This is a genomic window from Pseudoalteromonas sp. 11L1, assembly GCF_055397545.1.
The window spans coordinates 1,774,262-1,792,034 of record NZ_AP041141.1; the positions used below are offsets into that span (position 1 = coordinate 1,774,262).

Consider the following 17,773-nt stretch of genomic DNA (forward strand, 5'->3'; position numbering starts at 1 on the left):
CCTACATATTTCACGCTATTTTTTATCTAAAAACTGCATGTTTTTACTCATCTGCAATCTCACGCTTAAACTTGCATCACGAGGAGGTTTAGGTATAGAATGCGCCCAAAATTAGCGACTATTTGGTTCTTATGATCTGGGTTGATTACGCCATTCTTGGCATTATTGCACTCTCTACCATCATCGGTTTAATACGCGGCTTTGTTAAAGAAGCTATGTCATTAGCGGTATGGGCAGGGGCTTTCATCATCTCCAGCTTATTTTATCAATATTTAGCTTCCTTCCTAACATCCATTTCTGAACCCCTTTTAAGAAATGCGGCGGCCATTGCCATATTATTCTTTGCGACGCTATTGTTAGGCGGTTTACTAAACTATATTTTAGGTGAGCTTGTACAGCGAACCGGATTATCCGGCACAGACCGTGTTTTTGGTCTGGTGTTTGGTGCTCTTCGAGGCGTGTTGGTCGTGAGCGCGTTACTCTTCTTTCTTGATGCTTTTACTGGTGCGCCTAATACGCATTGGTGGGGCAACTCCATTTTGATTCCAGAATTTGGCTTTGTAGTTGAATGGTTCTTTTCGTACCTAGAAAACAACTCGAGCTTTTTAAATTCAGTAAACCGTTAATCGGCGAGGATAAATTACATGTGTGGTATCGTTGGAATAGTCGGAACATCGCCAGTTAATCAGGCGATTTATGATGGCTTAACCGTTTTGCAACACCGTGGCCAAGATGCTGCGGGTATCATAACTATTGAGAACAATACATTTAGCTTGCGCAAAGCAAATGGCCTAGTGAAAGATGTATTTCACACTCGTCATATGAAACGTTTGCAAGGCAACATTGGCATTGGCCATGTGCGCTACCCAACGGCGGGCTCTTCAAGTTCGTCAGAGGCTCAGCCGTTTTACGTGAACTCTCCTTTTGGTATAGCACTTGCCCATAATGGTAATTTAACCAATGCAGAGTCGTTAAAAGAGCAGTTATTTTCAGAGGCACGTCGCCATGTTAATACTACCTCTGATTCTGAGATTTTACTTAACATCATGGCACATGAGCTAAGTAAGTCAGACAAGCTTAAATTAGACCCTGAAGATATTTTTACCGCGGTTACTGAAGTTAACAATAAAGTGACGGGTGGTTATGCCACTATTGCCATGATTATCGGCCATGGTATTGTGGCGTTTCGCGATCCAAATGGTATTCGTCCTCTTGTATTTGGTAAACGTGAATCTGCTGCGGGTACTGAATATATGTTTGCCTCAGAAAGTGTGGCGTTAAAGCCAGATGGCTTTGAGTTTATCCGTGACGTTGCCCCAGGCGAAGCTATTTATGTGACGGAAAAAGGCGAGTTTCATTCTTTTGCCTGTGCGGATAAAGTGTCTTACTCACCGTGTATTTTTGAATTTGTTTACTTTGCGCGCCCGGATTCAACCATTGATCGTATGTCGGTTTATGCTGCACGTGTAAATATGGGGACTAAACTAGGCGAGAAAGTAGCACGTGAGTGGGCCGATAAAGACATTGATGTCGTTATTCCTATCCCAGAGACTTCGTGTGATATCGCTTTAGAAATGGCACGCGTGCTTGATTTACCTTATCGCCAAGGCTTTGTTAAAAACCGCTATATTGGTCGTACGTTCATTATGCCAGGCCAAGAGCTACGTAAAAAATCAGTACGTCAAAAACTTAATGCAATTGACCGTGAGTTTAAAGGTAAAAATGTCCTACTTGTTGATGATTCAATTGTACGTGGTACAACTTCAGCACAAATAGTTGAGATGGCACGCGAGTCTGGTGCTAAAAATGTTTACTTTGCGTCAGCTGCACCGGAAATACGCTTTCCAAATGTATACGGTATAGATATGCCATCGGCGGCTGAACTCATTGCACACGGCCGTGAGGTTGAAGATATTAACCAAAGCATTAGCTCTGATGGTTTAATCTTTCAATCATTAAGTGATTTAATTGCTGCAGTTAGCCAAGAAAACCCTGAAATCACTAAGTTTGAAACGTCAGTGTTTGATGGACAATACATTACTGGCGACGTTGATCAAGACTACCTAAATCGTATTGATAAGCTACGTAACGATTCTGCTAAAAGCACCCGCGAAAACGCGATGTCGTCTGGTTTAGAAATACATAACCAAGATGAAAACGAATCTGATTAACAATGATAATACTACCCGGTAGCATTATCGGCGTTACAAAAAAAGGAGCTTAATCGCTCCTTTTTTGTTTTTCAATTTTTAGGTAAACATAGGGCTAATTATACCGTTGGTCCATAGCATGGCGGTAAGTGCTAAAATGATAACCAGCAAAATGAGTCCACAGGTTACAACAGAGCTTGCATAAATAAAGCCGCGCTCCTGCGGAATGTGCATTAAAATAGGGACGCCGGTATACAGTAAATAAACTGAGTAGGCGAGCGCCACTAATCCAACACACACCACAAACCATAACTCAGGCCAAAAAGCAGCCAATGCTGACATAAACACCGGTGTAGCGGTATACGCTGCCAGCTCGATAGTTTGGGTAAAGGTCGGTTTAGCACCGAAAGTAACCGCCATCCAATGCGCTAAATAGGCCAGTGCAAATACACCGCCAATTAAAGCAACATACATGGCTGCGCCAATCATCAGTGCGCTTTCATGGGTTAAAAAAACGGGGTTACCTGTGCCTATACTCCAGCCTAAGTAAACCGATGAGTAGTATCCCATTGCTGAGGGAAATAAAGCGATTAGCAAAATGTGCGATAAGCTGTAGGTTAAGCTTTCGTGACGGTTATCAATTGTTTGCCACTCTTCGAGTGGGTGGGCGTATAAGCCCCATAGGTGATTTAGTATCATTGCGTGCTCTCCATAAAGGATAAGTTACTGTTTGGTTATAGTTGGTTTGTTTTTTATACAGTCCATTTAGTTATGGTTCAGTAACTAAGCAAAGTCAAGTTATCCACATGCTTGTAAGAGCTGCGTGTGTTTATTTTATTCAGAACATTATTTCGTGTTAAAATGCGTAATCGCAATTTTTAGCAATGAGTAGTCAGCGTGCCACATAGTCAGCTTTTAGAGCCAATTAACAACTTTTTATTATGCCGTACCCCCAATGAGTGGGTTGAACAGGCAACCAAAAAAGAAAATTTACCCATCATATTAATTGATCATTTAATTTGTGAGCTAAAAGCGGCACAAAGTGCGATGTTTTTAATCCGTAAGTATGCGGTAGATAAAGACAGCAGTGATGCACTGCTTGAGTGGCTAAAACCGTTTGAAACGCTTATTTATAAACGTGAGGGGAACTGGCGTGATTTAGCGGCTAAAAATAAACTGACAAAGTCTATTATTCCTAAATCTAACTCACCTTATGGACAAGACTTAATTGATAAAATGGTGATGTTAATAAAAGAAGAGTTGCATCACTTTTATCAAGTGTTGGAAATTATGGATGAATACGGCGTTGAATATAAAAGTATAACCCCATGTCGTTACGCCAAAGGCATGTTACGTAATGTTAAAACGTTTGAGCCCAATGCATTAGTTGATAAACTTATTGTAGGTGCGTACATAGAAGCGCGCTCATGTGAACGTTTTGCTGCGCTTGCCCCGCATGTAGATAAACGCTTAGGGGACTTTTATATTTCACTGCTTCGCTCAGAGGCTCGCCATTATCAAGATTACTTAACCCTTGCTCAAGAAATTGCTGACTTTGATATTACTGAGCGGGTAAAAGAATTTGCTGAAATAGAAGCGCAGCTAATTACATCGGACGATGAAGACTTCAAATTTCATAGCGGCGTACCTATTACTGCTTGCCAACAACCCGTATAATTTACACATGAAGCTGCTACCAGTTAAACAGCAAACTGTTGTAGCAGTTACTTTTAATTAAATTCTTTTTAAATTAGACACATCCAATACCCTCACCTAATATTAGAATAACTATTTAAATTATTTAACTTATTGCTTTGTAATTCATTTTAATAACAAGGTCATACCTTATTTATTATTGGGTGAGAAGATATGCAAGATAAAGAGGGATTGTTTGTATTTGCAGCTGAAGAAGAAAAAGCAGATACAGAGCTAAAAGCATGGAAGATATTAACCGTTGAGGATGACCTTGATTATCAGAACGCGTTAGTAAATAGCTTAAAAGAACTAAAAGCCAAGGACGGGTATAAATACGAGCTTTTAACGGCAAATACTGTGCCTGAGGCTGCTTTGGCGTTGAGTATGCATCCTGATATTGCACTTATTTTTATAGATGTAGTAATGGAGGAGGATGACTCAGGCTTGCGTTTAGTAAATACTATTCGAGAGGTTATAGGTAACGCAGAAATGCGTATTGTGCTATTAACAGGTCAACCTGGTTTTGCTCCAGAGAGTGATATCATGAAAGTCCTTGATATCGATGAATACTGGAATAAATCAGATATTACAGCAGAAAAGTTGCAATCAATTGTTAATAGTAACATGCGTACATGGGAGTATATTTCACAAATTAGGTCCGCAAAGCAAGGTTTACAGCTGGTGCTAGATGCGTCTAGAAGTATTAACGGTAAGCATGATATGGCCTCTTTTTCTCATGCAGTGCTTAAAGAAATTAGCAATATTTTAAAAATAACCGAAGGCGGCGGTATTTTTTGTTCGAGTAATTCAAACTCTAGCTCTGAATGCTTAATACTCTCTACCCATGGTTGCTTTAGTGGTACTAAAGGGCAACCTGTTGTACCTAACCTGCCTGCAGAAATGCTGCAAGATTTTAAACAAGCGACCATACAGCGCAGTCATATTTTTTCAAGGCACCACAGCGTATTTTTTTTCGAGACTCCCTTAACGCAAGAACAAGATATTTCTTATATAACGATCGTAAAATCAGACAACCCAATTAATGAGCAAAATGAGTATTTACTCAAAGTATTTAGCGAAAATGTGAGCACGGGATTTGCGAATATTTCGTTATTAAATCGTTTAACAGAGCTTGCTTATACCGATGTATCACTAAATTTACCAAATAGGAACTGGTTAACCCGTGAAATAAAGAACATGAATGCCCATGAGCGATTAAAAACACGATTAGTCATTTTTGACATTTATCAGTTTGATGAAAAAGCATTTACTTTCGGGAATGACTTTTGTAATAAATTAATGAAGTTAGTTCATCAAAATATAGTTGATACTTTTGCTAAATATGAACCACGCATAGCACTAATTAGTAACAAAACCTTTGGCATGCTAATTAGCGTTGACTTTGATATTTCAGATGCAATTAGTTACTTTCAAAATAAGCAAAAGTTCGAAATTGAACAGGTGAAGCAATATATTGATGTGCGTATACTGGAGTTGAAGTTAAGCGCTGCTTTAAACTTAACACCTGAAAAAGTGATTAGCTTAGCAGAGTCTAGCCTCAACTATACGTTGGCAAACCATGCAAAGTATATTCAGCATACAGAGGAAAAAACAGATCAGATAACTCGTCGATATGAGCTGATGGCTGAGCTCAGAACGGCTATAGGTAATAAAAGCTTAGAGGTGGTGTTACAACCCAAAATCAGCTTATCAACCTTGAAACCAGCAGGTTTTGAAGCGCTCGCTAGGTGGCAAAGAGCCGATGGCAGCTTTGTACGCCCCGACGAGTTTATAGAATTAGCTGAAACAGCCGGATTAATTAATGAACTAGACCATGTGATTTTTGAGAAAATACTAGAGGCTATTAATCAACTTAAAGAGCAAGGCTGTAACTTACCCGTTGCATTTAATGCGTCCTCTTATGATTTAGTTGAGCCAAGCTACTTTGAACAGATAAAAAATAAAATTGAAGAATACAGTATTTTGCCTTCTATGCTTGAGCTTGAGGTGACCGAAACACAAGCTATTAGTAATTACAGCTTAATTAAAGAGGCGCTTGAGCGGTTTATTGCTTTGGGCATGAAAGTCAGCATTGATGACTTTGGTACAGGGTATTCGTCTTTGGCTCACATTAATGAAATACCGTCTACGTCGATAAAAATAGATCGCTATTTTGTTAGTGACCTTGAGTTTAATGACAATAATCAATACATGATTAAGATGATATTGTCTTTGGCAAAGCAATTTAACTTTTCGGTGATTGCTGAAGGTGTTGAGAATGAGTTTGAGGCCAAGTGGTTGCAGCAACAAGGCTGCGAAACAGCTCAAGGGTATTATTTTTCTAAACCTCTATCTCTAAAAGATCTGTTCGGATGGTTAAAGCAGTATGAAGTGACTGATAATGAATAGCATTAATAGTTTGCCTGTTGGTACAAAAAAAAGTGTGCTAGTTAAATTGCTATTCAGTTTATTCATTACCTTCTTTATTGGTTGGCTTATATACGAACAAATATATCAAGAAAAAATAAACACCATTAAAGCTCAGCAAGATGAAAAGTTAGTACTAATTAGTAGTGATTTCTCCAAAGAGCTCAGCAGCATTAAAAAGCTAACTCGTATTTTGGCTCAAGGCCCAGTTTTAAAAAGCGATGCACAAAACAAGCCTTTGCAACAAATGCGAAGCAGAGATGAAATAAATAATTATTTTTTAAATTTTGCGACTATCTCTACTAACATAGCCCAAATTCGCTGGCTAGATAAGCAAGGGCAAGAGCAATACCGCATTAACGCAGTGAATGGTGTTGGCGAAATTGTATCGCCTGATGGTTTGCAAAATAAGCAAAACCGTTACTACTTTCAAAAAGGGATGCAGATCAGTGCGCCTGACATTTTTGCTACAGAAATAGATTTAAACATTGAACACAACAAAATCATAAAACCTCATCAACCATCAATCCGCGTAACCTACCGTACCAATCAAGAAAATTACCTATTAGATGGCCTATTGGTGGTTAACTTTAACTTAGATTATCTATTTAATCAGATCAAAAGCTATAGCCAAAAAAGTACCCATATAAGCATTTTGAATCATAATGGTTTTTGGTTATTAAATAGTGATGAAGATTTAGAATGGGGGTTTATGTATGGTAAAAATGAGCAAACGCTTGCCATTCAAGAGCCTCGGCTCTGGCAGCAAATTATTGGTGGCAAAGTCGAGTATGGTTCGCACTTTTTTGACCATAACCTCTATACTTACCGACGTTTTTCTATTTTTTCACTGCGCGAGAACAAAGGCAGAATTAGTGACACCGATAAAGAGTTAATTATTTTAATAAGTAGTCCTGATGAATTACTAATAACTGGACAGGTGAAAGCCTTACAGTTTGCGTTTTTGTGTAGTGGATTACTGTGCTTAATTAGTTTTGGCTTTATTTATCGTGAGTATAAGTTTCAAAATAAGCTGTTAACCCTCTCGCATAAATTACATATAGAAAAGATAGAACTAGATATAGTGAACCGAGAGCTTGATGCCACCATAAAGCAGCAACAACAGCTACAAGAAGGACTAATTGAAGCGCAAAAACTATCCTCATTAGGATTGCTCGTAGCAGGAGTTGCTCATGAAATGAATACACCCATTGGTGGAGCCGTTATTTCTGTTTCTAATGCAGATATGGCATTAGCTAAATTAAATGCGGCGATGAGGGAGGGGCTGACTAAATCAACGTTAGAGGAAACAACAACCAGTATTGGTGAGAACCTAGCACTAGCTAAAATTAACTTAAATAAAACCGCAGTATTAGTGAAAAGTTTTAAAAAAATGGCCATTGATCGCCATAACGATGAATTTATTGCATGTGATATTGAAAAAATCATTCAAGAGTTATTATTGTCATTAAATTCCAGATTAAAAAATTCACCGATAAAAGTGAAAACTATTTTCTTGCTCAAAAAACAGGTGATTAGTTTGCCGGGGATTATTTCTCAGGTGGTCGAAAACCTTGTAATTAATGCGCTAAATCACGCTTTTGATGAAAAGCAGGAGGGAGTGATAGAAATAAAAGTAGAGCAAGCGACAAATAATAGCGTAAGGCTTAGCGTGTCAGATAATGGTAAAGGAGTTAATAATGAGACTAAAGCAGATATATTTGAGCCTTTTTATACAACCGCACGAGGTAAAGGTAATACGGGCTTAGGTTTATATATGGTGCACCAATGGGTAACACAAGTTTTGAAAGGAGACATCAAACTTCATTCAGAACCACAAAGCGATGCCTATTTTAAAACACAATTTATTATTACCTTGCCTGAGTTAACCGCAAAGTCTGATTACGATTAATTACTAGGGACGTTATAAAGGCGTTGAAATTAATTGTTGTGACTCGGGAGTAATCACTAAATACGAACCTTGAGTATACCAATCGCCCAATACTGTGCGAGTAAGCGTTTGGTTATTAACTTCATAGGTATGTACATTAGGGCGGTGAGTATGGCCGTGGATCATATTAGCCACGTTATGCTTAGCAAAGGTTTCGAGTACCGCGCTTTGCACTACATCCAGTATTTCTATAGGTTTGTCTGCTTGGCTAAGTTTACTTTTTTCACGCGCATCGCGGGCTATTTTTTTTCGATACCATAATGGCATAGCAAGCATTAATTTGGGCCACCACCAACCACGACTTTTTTGACGAAACTTTTGATATTCAATATCTTGAGTACACATTTCATCACCATGTAAAATTACCGTGGGTGTGCCGTAAAGGTCGATCACTGTTTGCTCATCGAGTAGAGTCATTCCTGCCATATCTGCATATTTTGTGCGCATGATAAAATCGCGATTACCGTGAACAAAATAAATAGGTATGCCCGAGTTATTAACTGCTTTTAATTGTTTGGCTACTGCTGCTGATAGTTCGCTAACATAATCGTCACCAACCCAGACTTCAAAAAAATCACCTAAAATATATAGGGCGTCTACTTTTTGAGGAACAATATGGGAGTGTAAAAATTTAAAAAATGCCGCTGTAATATCAGGGCGATTTTCACTCAAATGTAAATCTGCAATAAAGTAGGTTTGGCGAGTCATGGTGATTCCAGTTAAATAAAAGCGGGTGAATACCCGCTTTATGTATTCTTTGAAGAATAAAGGGGGTTTTAGCTTACAGTTACACTTTCAATTACCACATCTTCAAGTGGTACATCTTGGTGAAAACCATTGCTACCTGTAGCAACACCTTTGATTTTATTTACTATGTCCATGCCTTCTACTACTTCAGCAAACACACAGTAACCCCAGCCTTGCGACGTTTCGCTGCTGTGGTTTAAAAAGTCGTTGTTATTCACGTTAATGAAAAATTGCGCTGTAGCTGAGTGTGGATCAGGCGTACGCGCCATTGCTAAAGTACCTACTTTGTTAGATAGGCCGTTGTTAGCTTCATTTTCAATTGGGTCGTTTACTTCTTTTTGTTCCATACCCGATGCAAAACCACCGCCTTGAACCATAAAACCATCAATTACACGGTGAAAAATAGTGCCGTTATAAAAACCTGAGTTTGCATACTCTAAAAAGTTTTTTACTGTATTTGGAGCTTCGCTTTCGTGCATTTTAATGGTGATATCACCAAAGTTTGTGTGTAGAACAACCATGAGGTTTCCTATAGCTGGTTTAAATATTGGTGCTATTTTATCGTAGTTGACTCAGATTAACAAAGTAGATGTTATGTTTGTTATAAACCGCTAGAGCCCATGCTTAGCAAGTGGTAACATAGCTTTTCTGTTAATCGTGAAGGAAAGCAACTAAATGGTACAAATATACAACACACTGACACGCCAAAAAGAACAATTTAAACCTATGGTCGATGGAAAAATCGACATGTATGTGTGTGGTATCACCATTTATGATTACTGTCACATTGGCCATGCACGCACATTTGTGGGTTTTGATGTGATTGTTCGCTATCTTCGTCATTTAGGTTACGACTTAAAGTACGTACGTAATATTACCGATGTTGATGATAAAATTATTAAGCGCGCAAATGAAAACGGTGAGGCGATTAACGACTTAACCGTGCGTATGACTAAAGCCATGCATGAAGACTTTGACAGCTTAAATATGCTACGTCCTGATGTAGAGCCAACGGTTACAGGTCACATGGATGAAATTATTGCTATGGTTGAGCGTTTGATTGCCAAAGGCCATGCTTATGTTGCAGCCGATGGCGACGTTTTATTTGATGTATCAACCTTTGAGCAATACGGAGCACTTTCGCAGCAAGATTTAACTATGCTGCAATCGGGGTCACGTGTTGAAGTAGCGCAAGATAAAGACGATCCTCTTGATTTTGTTTTATGGAAAAAAGCTAAAGCAGGGGAGCCATCGTGGTCTTCACCTTGGGGAGAGGGGCGCCCTGGGTGGCATATAGAATGTTCAGCGATGAGTTCAAAGCACTTAGGAGAGCACTTTGACATTCATGGTGGTGGTTCAGACTTACAGTTTCCGCACCACGAAAACGAAATCGCGCAATCATGCTGTGCTAACAACGGCCAATACGTTAATACTTGGATCCATACCGGTATGGTTCAAGTGAACAAAGAAAAGATGTCTAAATCATTAGATAACTTTTTTACCGTTCGTGAAGTATTAAAGCAATACGATGCTGAGTCGGTTCGTTACTTTTTAATTTCTGGCCATTACCGTAGTCAACTTAATTACTCGCAAGAAAACTTAGACCAAGCACGTTCATCACTTGAGCGTATTTACACGGCATTACGTGGTGTTGAGCCAGTTGAATGTGAGCTTGAGGGTAATGAGTATGTAGCTAAGTTTAGAAAAGCTATGAATGATGACTTTAATTCGCCAGAAGCATTACCGGTTGTGTTTGAAGTTGCTAAAGAGCTAAACCGAGTAAAAGAAAGTGATAGCGAAAAAGCAGGACATTTAGCCTTTATTCTACGCAGCTTAGGTGAAATACTTGGTATTGCTCAACAAGCACCTGAGGCATTTTTACAAGGCGGTCAAAACGATGCTGAAGTGGCTGAAATTGAGGCATTGATTGTAAAACGTAATGACGCACGTGCCAGTAAAAATTGGGCTGCAGCTGATGAAGCTCGCGATGCTTTAAATGCACTGGGTGTGATACTTGAAGATTCAGCGGGAAAAACAACGTGGCGTAAAGCTTAGCTACAACACGCGGATCACCAAAAAAAGGGTTGCCATTGGGTAACCCTTTTTTGTTATATCAATTGCATTAAATTGATTATGCTTTTAATAAAATTGATATTGTTGACCTCAATTATGGTTGAGGTTTTAAACTCGCATTCATCAATTTAAAAATGGAAAATTAATGAATATTTTACTTGCCATGATCCCTGCTTTTTTATGGGGAACGACTTATGCGGTAACTAAATACGCAACCCCAGAGTGGCCGCCAATCTTATTAGGGGCCATACGTGCACTTCCTGCTGGTTTATTATTGTTGTTATTTAAACCCTCTTGGCCAACTGCAAAGCAATGGCCTGGCATCTTTTTAATCGGCACGATTAATATTGCGCTATTTTTCAGTTTTATTTTTGTAATGGCTATTAACCTACCAGCAGCTATTGCAGGCGTGGGTATGGTGTCTGTACCGGTTGTTGCATTATTATATGCATGGCTTGTTAAACGACAACAGCCAGCGCTAGTGCAAGGTATTTGTGCGCTTGCTTTAGTGGTTTTGGCATGGCGTTTATTTGATCCACAACATATAGCGCTTAATGTGTTGGGAGTTTTAGCGCTGATAGGGGCGCTATTAACTATTGTGATAGGCAGTACGCTGGTACAAAAAGTAACGGCTAAAGTTCACTGGTGGACGGTACTCACGTGGCAGCTAATCATTGGTGGCAGTTTGCTAGCAATTGCCGCTATGGTTCAAGCTTTCTATTTTGCACCACAGCAGTATCAATTTTTAACTGCATCAATAAATACCACGCAATGGCTGGCGTTATTTTGGCTGGTGGTCCCTAATACTGCTTTGGCTTACATCCTATATGTTTGGTTATTAGGACGAATGTCAGTTGTTGAATTTACTTTTGGCACTATAGCCAACCCAATTGCCGGTATTTTATGTGCAGGAATATTAATTAACGAGCAGTATGCAAATTGGCAGTACGCGATTATGTTATTAATGATTGTGTTTTCGGTTTTGCCACAAGGCTTGGACTTAATAAAACGAAGAATGATGATACAAAAAGCCCGCAATTAAGCGGGCTTTGGATTACTTTATTTTTATTTATTAGCTGTGATATTTCTCACACGCTTCTAACGTATTTTCAATTAAGCTAGCAACTGTCATCGGGCCTACGCCGCCAGGTACAGGGGTAATAAAGTCAGCTTTTTGTTCTGCAGTAGCGTATTCAACGTCACCCACTAACTTACCGTTGTCTAAACGGTTAATACCCACATCAATAACAATCGCGCCTTCTTTTATCCAGTCACCCGGAATAAACTCTGGTTTGCCTACAGCAACAACCAATAAGTCAGCACGGCGAACATGGGTTTCTAAATCTTGTGTGAACTTATGACAAACAGTAGTCGTACAGCCAGCTAACAACAGTTCAAGTGACATAGGGCGACCCACAATATTAGAGGCACCCACTACCACTGCGTGCATGCCTTTGTAACGCACGCCGGTTGAATCTAATAATGTGATAATACCCTTTGGCGTACATGGGCGAAGGGCAGGCATTCGCTGCGCCAAACGACCAATGTTATAAGGATGAAAGCCATCAACATCTTTATGCGGGGTAATACGCTCAAGAATTTTTTCTGCGTCTAAGCCTGCAGGTAAAGGAAGTTGCACTAAAATACCGTCAACTTCGCCATCAACATTCAATTCATCAATTAATGCTAATAGCGCTTGCTCTGTTGTGTCTGCGGGCAAATCAAATGATTTAGAAATAAAACCAACTTCTTCACAGGCTTTACGTTTTGAACCAACGTAAACTTGGCTGGCTGGGTCTTGTCCAACAAGCACCACAGCTAATCCTGGGGCTCTAAGGTTTTGTGCAACACGTTCTGAAACTCGTTCAGCCACTGCGCTACGTACTTGTTTTGCTACTGCTTTACCATCAATGATGTTTGCCGTCATGGGTGACCTTTAATTAGGTTAATTAACTTGATACCGATACATTTAAAAAACGAATGCATATATAGGGGTTAAAATGCCGATAAAGAAAAAGACCTTCACCTTACTCATTTTTTAATATGGTGGCTATTTTCGCAGAAAAGCGGTTGAGCGCCAAGTTGCTTTTAAATTATAAGCCCCCGAATTATAAAAAAGAGTTTAAATTTTATCCCTGTATCGTAATATTTGACCATTATGAACTAAAAATGAGCAATTGATTTGTTTTCTTAAAAAAACGTTTGACCTAACCCGGTCAAATCACTATTATGCACCCCGTTGTCAACGAGGTCACTCGCAGACAATAGTAAGTATCGGCGATTAGCGCAGTTTGGTAGCGCACTTGGTTTGGGTCCAAGGGGTCGCAGGTTCAAATCCTGCATCGCCGACCATTTTTATGTTTACTCATAACAATTTAACTTACTAGTGAACTATGAAGTTTTCGATGCGCCCATAGCTCAGCTGGATAGAGCAACGCCCTTCTAAGGCGTCGGTCGAAGGTTCGAATCCTTCTGGGTGCGCCATTTTGAAAACACTGTAATGCCGTGGTGATTGTAGCTCAGTTGGTAGAGCCCCGGATTGTGATTCCGGTTGTCGTGGGTTCGAGCCCCATCAGTCACCCCAATTTACAAAAAAGAATATCGGCGATTAGCGCAGTTTGGTAGCGCACTTGGTTTGGGTCCAAGGGGTCGCAGGTTCAAATCCTGCATCGCCGACCACTTTCTTATAAGTGGTCTTAAATCTTAAGTTTAAGTATTCGAGAAATATCTATATCGGCGATTAGCGCAGTTTGGTAGCGCACTTGGTTTGGGTCCAAGGGGTCGCAGGTTCAAATCCTGCATCGCCGACCATTTCCCCTTAAGTTCTATATTCTAAATCTCTATTTTTATTAAAATAACTCTATTCTTTTTGCTCCTATATATTCTATATAATTCAATTAGCCTGTTTTTTATTCGCTTAGTCGTTATCTGCGCTGATCTACCCCAAATAATTGCCCCTCACACTCGACTATCATGAATATTAGGTTATAATGCCGCGTCTATTTGTTTAAAAATATAGTGCCCTAGGGCAGAGCAGCAATGGTATCTCCTGGTAGCGACGGATTTTTTTAAGCTCTAAGGCTTGAATTTTATCAAGACGCCTATAGATTACTTTGTTTGTAATGAAGGCGAAAAGTCGCCAAAATTGAATATTGAGGTAAATCATGCAAGTTTCTGTTGAGACGACTCAAGGCCTTGAGCGCCGTCTGACCATCACCGTTCCTGCAGAGAACGTTGAGACCGAAGTAAAAAAACGCTTACAACAACTGTCAAAAACGCAGCGTATCGACGGTTTCCGTGCTGGTAAAGTACCAGTATCAGTAATCAACAAGCGTTTCGGACCAGCTGTTCGTCAAGAAGTTGCTGGCGAAGTAATGCAACGTAATTACATTGAAGCAATTGTTGCTGAAAAAATTAACCCTGCTGGCGCACCTACATTTGCACCAAAAGCACTTGAAGCAGGTAAAGATTTAGAATTCTCAGCAACATTTGAAGTTTACCCTGAAGTTGAAGTTCAAGGTTTAGAGAAAATTGCTGTTGAAAAACCAGCGGTAGAAGTAACTGACGAAGATTTAGCAAACATGCTAGAGACACTTCGTAAGCAACACGCTTCTTGGGCTGACGTTGATGCAGCTGCTGGCGCAAACGACCGTGTAACGGTTGATTTCGTTGGTACTATCGATGGTGAAGAATTCGAAGGCGGTAAAGCTGAAGATTTCCCATTAGAACTTGGCCAAGGTCGTATGATCCCAGGTTTTGAAGACAACATCGTAGGCAAAAAAGCAGGCGAAGAAGTTGTTGCTGACGTAAACTTCCCTGAAGATTACCACGCTGAAAACTTAAAAGGTAAAGCGGCTCAATTCACTATCACAGTGAAAAAAGTTGAAGCGCAAGAATTACCTGAATTAAGCGATGAGTTTGCAACTAAATTCGGTGTTGCCGAAGGCGGCGTAGACGCGCTTAAAGAAGAAGTTAAAAAGAACATGACACGTGAGCTAGACCAAGCGGTTAAAGCTAACGTAAAAGACCAAGCAATCAAAGGTCTTTTAGAGCAAAACGAAGTTGAAGTGCCTAAAGCATTAATCGACCAAGAAGTTGACGCTTTACGTGAGCAAGCTGCTCAACGTTTTGGTGGTAACGGTCAAAATATGCCTGAGCTTCCAGCTGAATTGTTCCATGAGCAAGCAGTTACACGAGTTAAAACTGGCCTATTATTAGGCGAAGTGATCAAAGCAAACGACATCAAAGTTGATGACGCTAAAGTTGAAGCACTTATCGCTACTGTAGCATCTGCATACGAAGATCCAACTGAAGTAGTAGAATACTACAAAGCAAATGATCAACTAATGCAACAAATGCGTAATGTAGCAATGGAAGAGCAAGCTGTTGAAGCTATTTTAGCTAAAGCAACTGTGACTGATGTTGAAAAAGCATTTGATGACATCATGAATCCACAGCAAGGTGCATAATAAGTCATTGACTTAAGCGCTCGCTAACGATTAAATGGCTCGTGTTACTCTGTTTATGCAGTGTGCCCGGGCCATTTTAGTTTGTGGTTCTTAATTAGCTAAAAATGATCATTATGCTTTTCTTAGAATAAGTATAAGCGCATAAGGAATTAAATAAGTATGAACACTGGTATGACAGATCCCCTAAACGCATTAGTACCAATGGTTGTTGAGCAAACAGCTAAAGGCGAGCGCTCGTTTGATATTTATTCGAGACTATTAAAAGAGCGTATTATCTTTTTAACGGGCCAAGTTGAAGACAACATGGCAAATCTGATTTTAGCGCAAATGCTTTTCTTAGAATCAGAGAACCCAGATAAAGATATCTTCTTATATATCAATTCACCGGGTGGCTCGGTCACTGCGGGAATGGCTATTTACGATACAATGAATTTCATCAAACCTGATGTAAGTACTATTTGTGTGGGCCAAGCGGCTAGCATGGGTGCGTTTTTACTATCTGGTGGTGCTAAGGGTAAACGTTTTTGTTTACCTAATTCACGTGTAATGATTCACCAACCATTAGGTGGATTCCAAGGTCAAGCATCTGATTTTGAAATACACGCGAAAGAAATCCTGTCTATTAAAGACAAATTAAATCGCTTAATGGCTGAGCATACTGGCCAACCGCTTGATGTTGTTTCACGTGATACAGACCGTGATAACTTTATGAGTGCAAGCCAAGCTGTAGATTACGGTATTGTTGACTCAGTATTTACTAATCGCGGTAGCAAGTAAGTATGCCTGCAAGCAGTAATGCTTGCTAATGAGAGTTACTATGCGAAAAAGCCTAAATTTTGGTATAGTTAAAGCGTATTAAAATAGCCACCAAGACTTTGGTGGCCAACGTAATAAAATGAGGTAGCTGAATGTCTGACACTCCTACAGACGGCGACAAAAGTAATAAATTGTTATACTGCTCTTTTTGCGGCAAAAGCCAGCATGAAGTTCGAAAATTAATTGCAGGACCTTCAGTATACGTTTGTGATGAATGTGTAGAGCTGTGTAATGATATTATCAGGGAAGAAATTAAAGACATCGCGCCTAAGCATGATGCCGCTGACAAATTACCTGTGCCAAAAGAAATTCGTAACCACTTAGACGACTACGTAATTGGCCAAGAGCATGCGAAAAAAGTGTTGTCTGTAGCGGTTTACAATCACTACAAGCGTTTACGCAACCAATCAACTAAACAAGACGTTGAACTAGGTAAAAGTAATATTTTATTAATTGGTCCAACGGGGAGTGGTAAAACACTACTAGCTGAAACGTTAGCACGTTTGCTAGATGTGCCGTTTACAATGGCCGATGCCACCACGTTAACCGAAGCCGGTTATGTGGGTGAAGATGTTGAAAACATCATTCAAAAGCTTTTACAAAAATGTGACTACGACGTAGAAAAAGCACAACGTGGTATTGTTTACATTGATGAAATTGACAAAATTTCACGTAAATCAGATAACCCATCAATCACCCGTGATGTATCAGGTGAAGGTGTACAACAAGCCTTACTGAAATTGATTGAAGGTACAGTTGCTTCTGTTCCGCCACAAGGTGGACGTAAACATCCACAGCAAGAGTTCCTGCAAGTAGACACTTCTAAAATTCTGTTTATTTGTGGTGGTGCATTTGCTGGTCTTGATAAAGTTATTGAACAGCGTAGCCACAAAAATACTGGCATTGGTTTTGGCGTTAACGTTAAAGAGTCGGCAGCGAGCCGCTCTTTAAGTGAAACATTTAAAGATGTTGAGCCAGAAGATTTAGTAAAATATGGTTTAATTCCAGAGTTTATTGGCCGTTTACCTGTTGTTGCTACATTGACTGAACTTGATGAAGCTGCACTGGTACAAATTTTAAGTGAGCCTAAAAACGCTATTACTAAGCAATTTTCAGTATTGTTTGGGATGGAAGACGTTGAGCTTGAGTTTCGTGATGATGCACTACGTGCTATTGCTCACAAAGCAATGGAACGTAAAACCGGTGCACGTGGCCTGCGTTCAATCGTAGAAGGTGTATTGCTTGATACTATGTATGAGCTGCCTTCAATTGATAACGTAAGTAAAGTGGTTGTTGATGAAACCGTTATTAAAGGTGAGTCTGACCCAATCTTGATTTATGACAGCAGTAATCAAGAACAAGCCGCAGCAGATTAAATTCTGAGCAAGTTGTAAAAAAAAGGAGCCAATGGCTCCTTTTTTTATAATTAATTTAATCGAGTTGGC

14 protein-coding genes and 5 tRNA genes are annotated in these 17,773 nt (G+C 39.7%); 15 read left to right on the plus strand and 4 right to left on the minus strand.

Features of this window, described 5'->3' with window-relative positions; genetic code table 11:
* Positions 1-131 precede the first annotated feature (131 nt).
* Entirely contained in the window at positions 132-626 is a 495-nt protein-coding gene (locus tag ACZ5WS_RS08215) for a CvpA family protein (RefSeq protein WP_076919200.1), read from the plus strand.
* Positions 627-644: 18 nt separating this feature from the next.
* Positions 645-2,171, plus strand: coding sequence for an amidophosphoribosyltransferase (purF, locus tag ACZ5WS_RS08220; RefSeq protein WP_138605386.1), 1,527 nt, complete (start codon positions 645-647; stop codon positions 2,169-2,171).
* A 78-nt stretch (positions 2,172-2,249) separates the two neighbouring features.
* On the opposite strand, the gene ACZ5WS_RS08225 is transcribed toward purF, so the two are convergent.
* Positions 2,250-2,849 carry a Yip1 family protein gene (locus ACZ5WS_RS08225; RefSeq protein WP_008111059.1) on the minus strand — a complete coding sequence of 200 codons (600 nt, stop codon included), beginning with the start codon at positions 2,847-2,849 and terminating at the stop codon, positions 2,250-2,252.
* Positions 2,850-3,047: 198 nt separating this feature from the next.
* Here ACZ5WS_RS08225 and miaE point away from each other — a divergent pair, with 198 nt between their 5' ends.
* From miaE to ACZ5WS_RS08240, 3 genes are all read left to right on the plus strand, one after another.
* Complete coding sequence (gene miaE / locus ACZ5WS_RS08230; RefSeq protein ID WP_464707602.1) at positions 3,048-3,827, plus strand: tRNA isopentenyl-2-thiomethyl-A-37 hydroxylase MiaE; 780 nt, start codon at positions 3,048-3,050, stop codon at positions 3,825-3,827.
* A gap of 192 nt (positions 3,828-4,019) precedes the next feature.
* Entirely contained in the window at positions 4,020-6,254 is a 2,235-nt protein-coding gene (locus ACZ5WS_RS08235) for an EAL domain-containing response regulator (RefSeq protein WP_464707604.1), read from the plus strand.
* Positions 6,247-8,184: an ATP-binding protein gene (locus tag ACZ5WS_RS08240; RefSeq protein ID WP_464707608.1), complete on the plus strand. Its 1,938-nt coding sequence runs from the start codon at positions 6,247-6,249 to the stop codon at positions 8,182-8,184. The genes ACZ5WS_RS08235 and ACZ5WS_RS08240 overlap by 8 nt, the downstream gene beginning before the upstream one ends.
* Positions 8,185-8,196: 12 nt before the next feature.
* Here ACZ5WS_RS08240 and ACZ5WS_RS08245 read toward each other — a convergent pair whose 3' ends face one another.
* Both ACZ5WS_RS08245 and ACZ5WS_RS08250 read right to left on the minus strand, forming a co-directional pair.
* A complete protein-coding gene (locus tag ACZ5WS_RS08245; RefSeq protein ID WP_464707612.1) occupies positions 8,197-8,931 on the minus strand; it encodes a UDP-2,3-diacylglucosamine diphosphatase in 735 nt (244 codons plus the stop codon).
* A 68-nt stretch (positions 8,932-8,999) separates the two neighbouring features.
* Positions 9,000-9,491, minus strand: a complete 492-nt coding sequence (locus tag ACZ5WS_RS08250) for a peptidylprolyl isomerase (protein ID WP_290170108.1) — start codon at positions 9,489-9,491, stop codon at positions 9,000-9,002.
* A 154-nt stretch (positions 9,492-9,645) separates the two neighbouring features.
* On the opposite strand from ACZ5WS_RS08250, the gene cysS reads away from it, so the two are divergent.
* Both cysS and ACZ5WS_RS08260 read left to right on the plus strand, forming a co-directional pair.
* The gene (cysS, locus tag ACZ5WS_RS08255) at positions 9,646-11,025 is read left to right on the plus strand and encodes a cysteine--tRNA ligase (protein ID WP_464707615.1); all 1,380 of its coding nucleotides are present in this window, start codon (positions 9,646-9,648) and stop codon (positions 11,023-11,025) included.
* A gap of 163 nt (positions 11,026-11,188) precedes the next feature.
* Positions 11,189-12,085, plus strand: a complete 897-nt coding sequence (locus ACZ5WS_RS08260; protein ID WP_138605398.1) for a DMT family transporter — start codon at positions 11,189-11,191, stop codon at positions 12,083-12,085.
* Between the two features lie 30 nt (positions 12,086-12,115).
* Here ACZ5WS_RS08260 and folD read toward each other — a convergent pair whose 3' ends face one another.
* Positions 12,116-12,970, minus strand: coding sequence for a bifunctional methylenetetrahydrofolate dehydrogenase/methenyltetrahydrofolate cyclohydrolase FolD (gene folD / locus ACZ5WS_RS08265; RefSeq protein ID WP_290170116.1), 855 nt, complete (start codon positions 12,968-12,970; stop codon positions 12,116-12,118).
* 348 nt (positions 12,971-13,318) lie between these two features.
* Between folD and ACZ5WS_RS08270 the strand changes: the two genes are divergently transcribed.
* The 8 genes from ACZ5WS_RS08270 to clpX all read left to right on the plus strand — a co-directional run bounded on the left by ACZ5WS_RS08270 (position 13,319) and on the right by clpX (position 17,704).
* A tRNA-Pro gene (locus tag ACZ5WS_RS08270) sits at positions 13,319-13,395 on the plus strand.
* A gap of 55 nt (positions 13,396-13,450) precedes the next feature.
* A tRNA-Arg gene (locus tag ACZ5WS_RS08275) sits at positions 13,451-13,527 on the plus strand.
* Between the two features lie 24 nt (positions 13,528-13,551).
* Positions 13,552-13,627 (plus strand) — tRNA-His (locus tag ACZ5WS_RS08280).
* Between the two features lie 18 nt (positions 13,628-13,645).
* Positions 13,646-13,722, plus strand: a tRNA-Pro gene (locus tag ACZ5WS_RS08285).
* Positions 13,723-13,777: 55 nt separating this feature from the next.
* Positions 13,778-13,854 (plus strand) — tRNA-Pro (locus ACZ5WS_RS08290).
* Between the two features lie 353 nt (positions 13,855-14,207).
* Positions 14,208-15,512: a trigger factor gene (tig, locus tag ACZ5WS_RS08295; RefSeq protein WP_138605062.1), complete on the plus strand. Its 1,305-nt coding sequence runs from the start codon at positions 14,208-14,210 to the stop codon at positions 15,510-15,512.
* A 159-nt stretch (positions 15,513-15,671) separates the two neighbouring features.
* Positions 15,672-16,289 (plus strand): ATP-dependent Clp endopeptidase proteolytic subunit ClpP, encoded by a 618-nt coding sequence (gene clpP / locus ACZ5WS_RS08300; protein WP_008111041.1) that lies wholly within the window; start codon positions 15,672-15,674, stop codon positions 16,287-16,289.
* A 131-nt stretch (positions 16,290-16,420) separates the two neighbouring features.
* Positions 16,421-17,704: an ATP-dependent protease ATP-binding subunit ClpX gene (gene clpX, locus ACZ5WS_RS08305; protein ID WP_010388064.1), complete on the plus strand. Its 1,284-nt coding sequence runs from the start codon at positions 16,421-16,423 to the stop codon at positions 17,702-17,704.
* Positions 17,705-17,773: the final 69 nt, after the last annotated feature.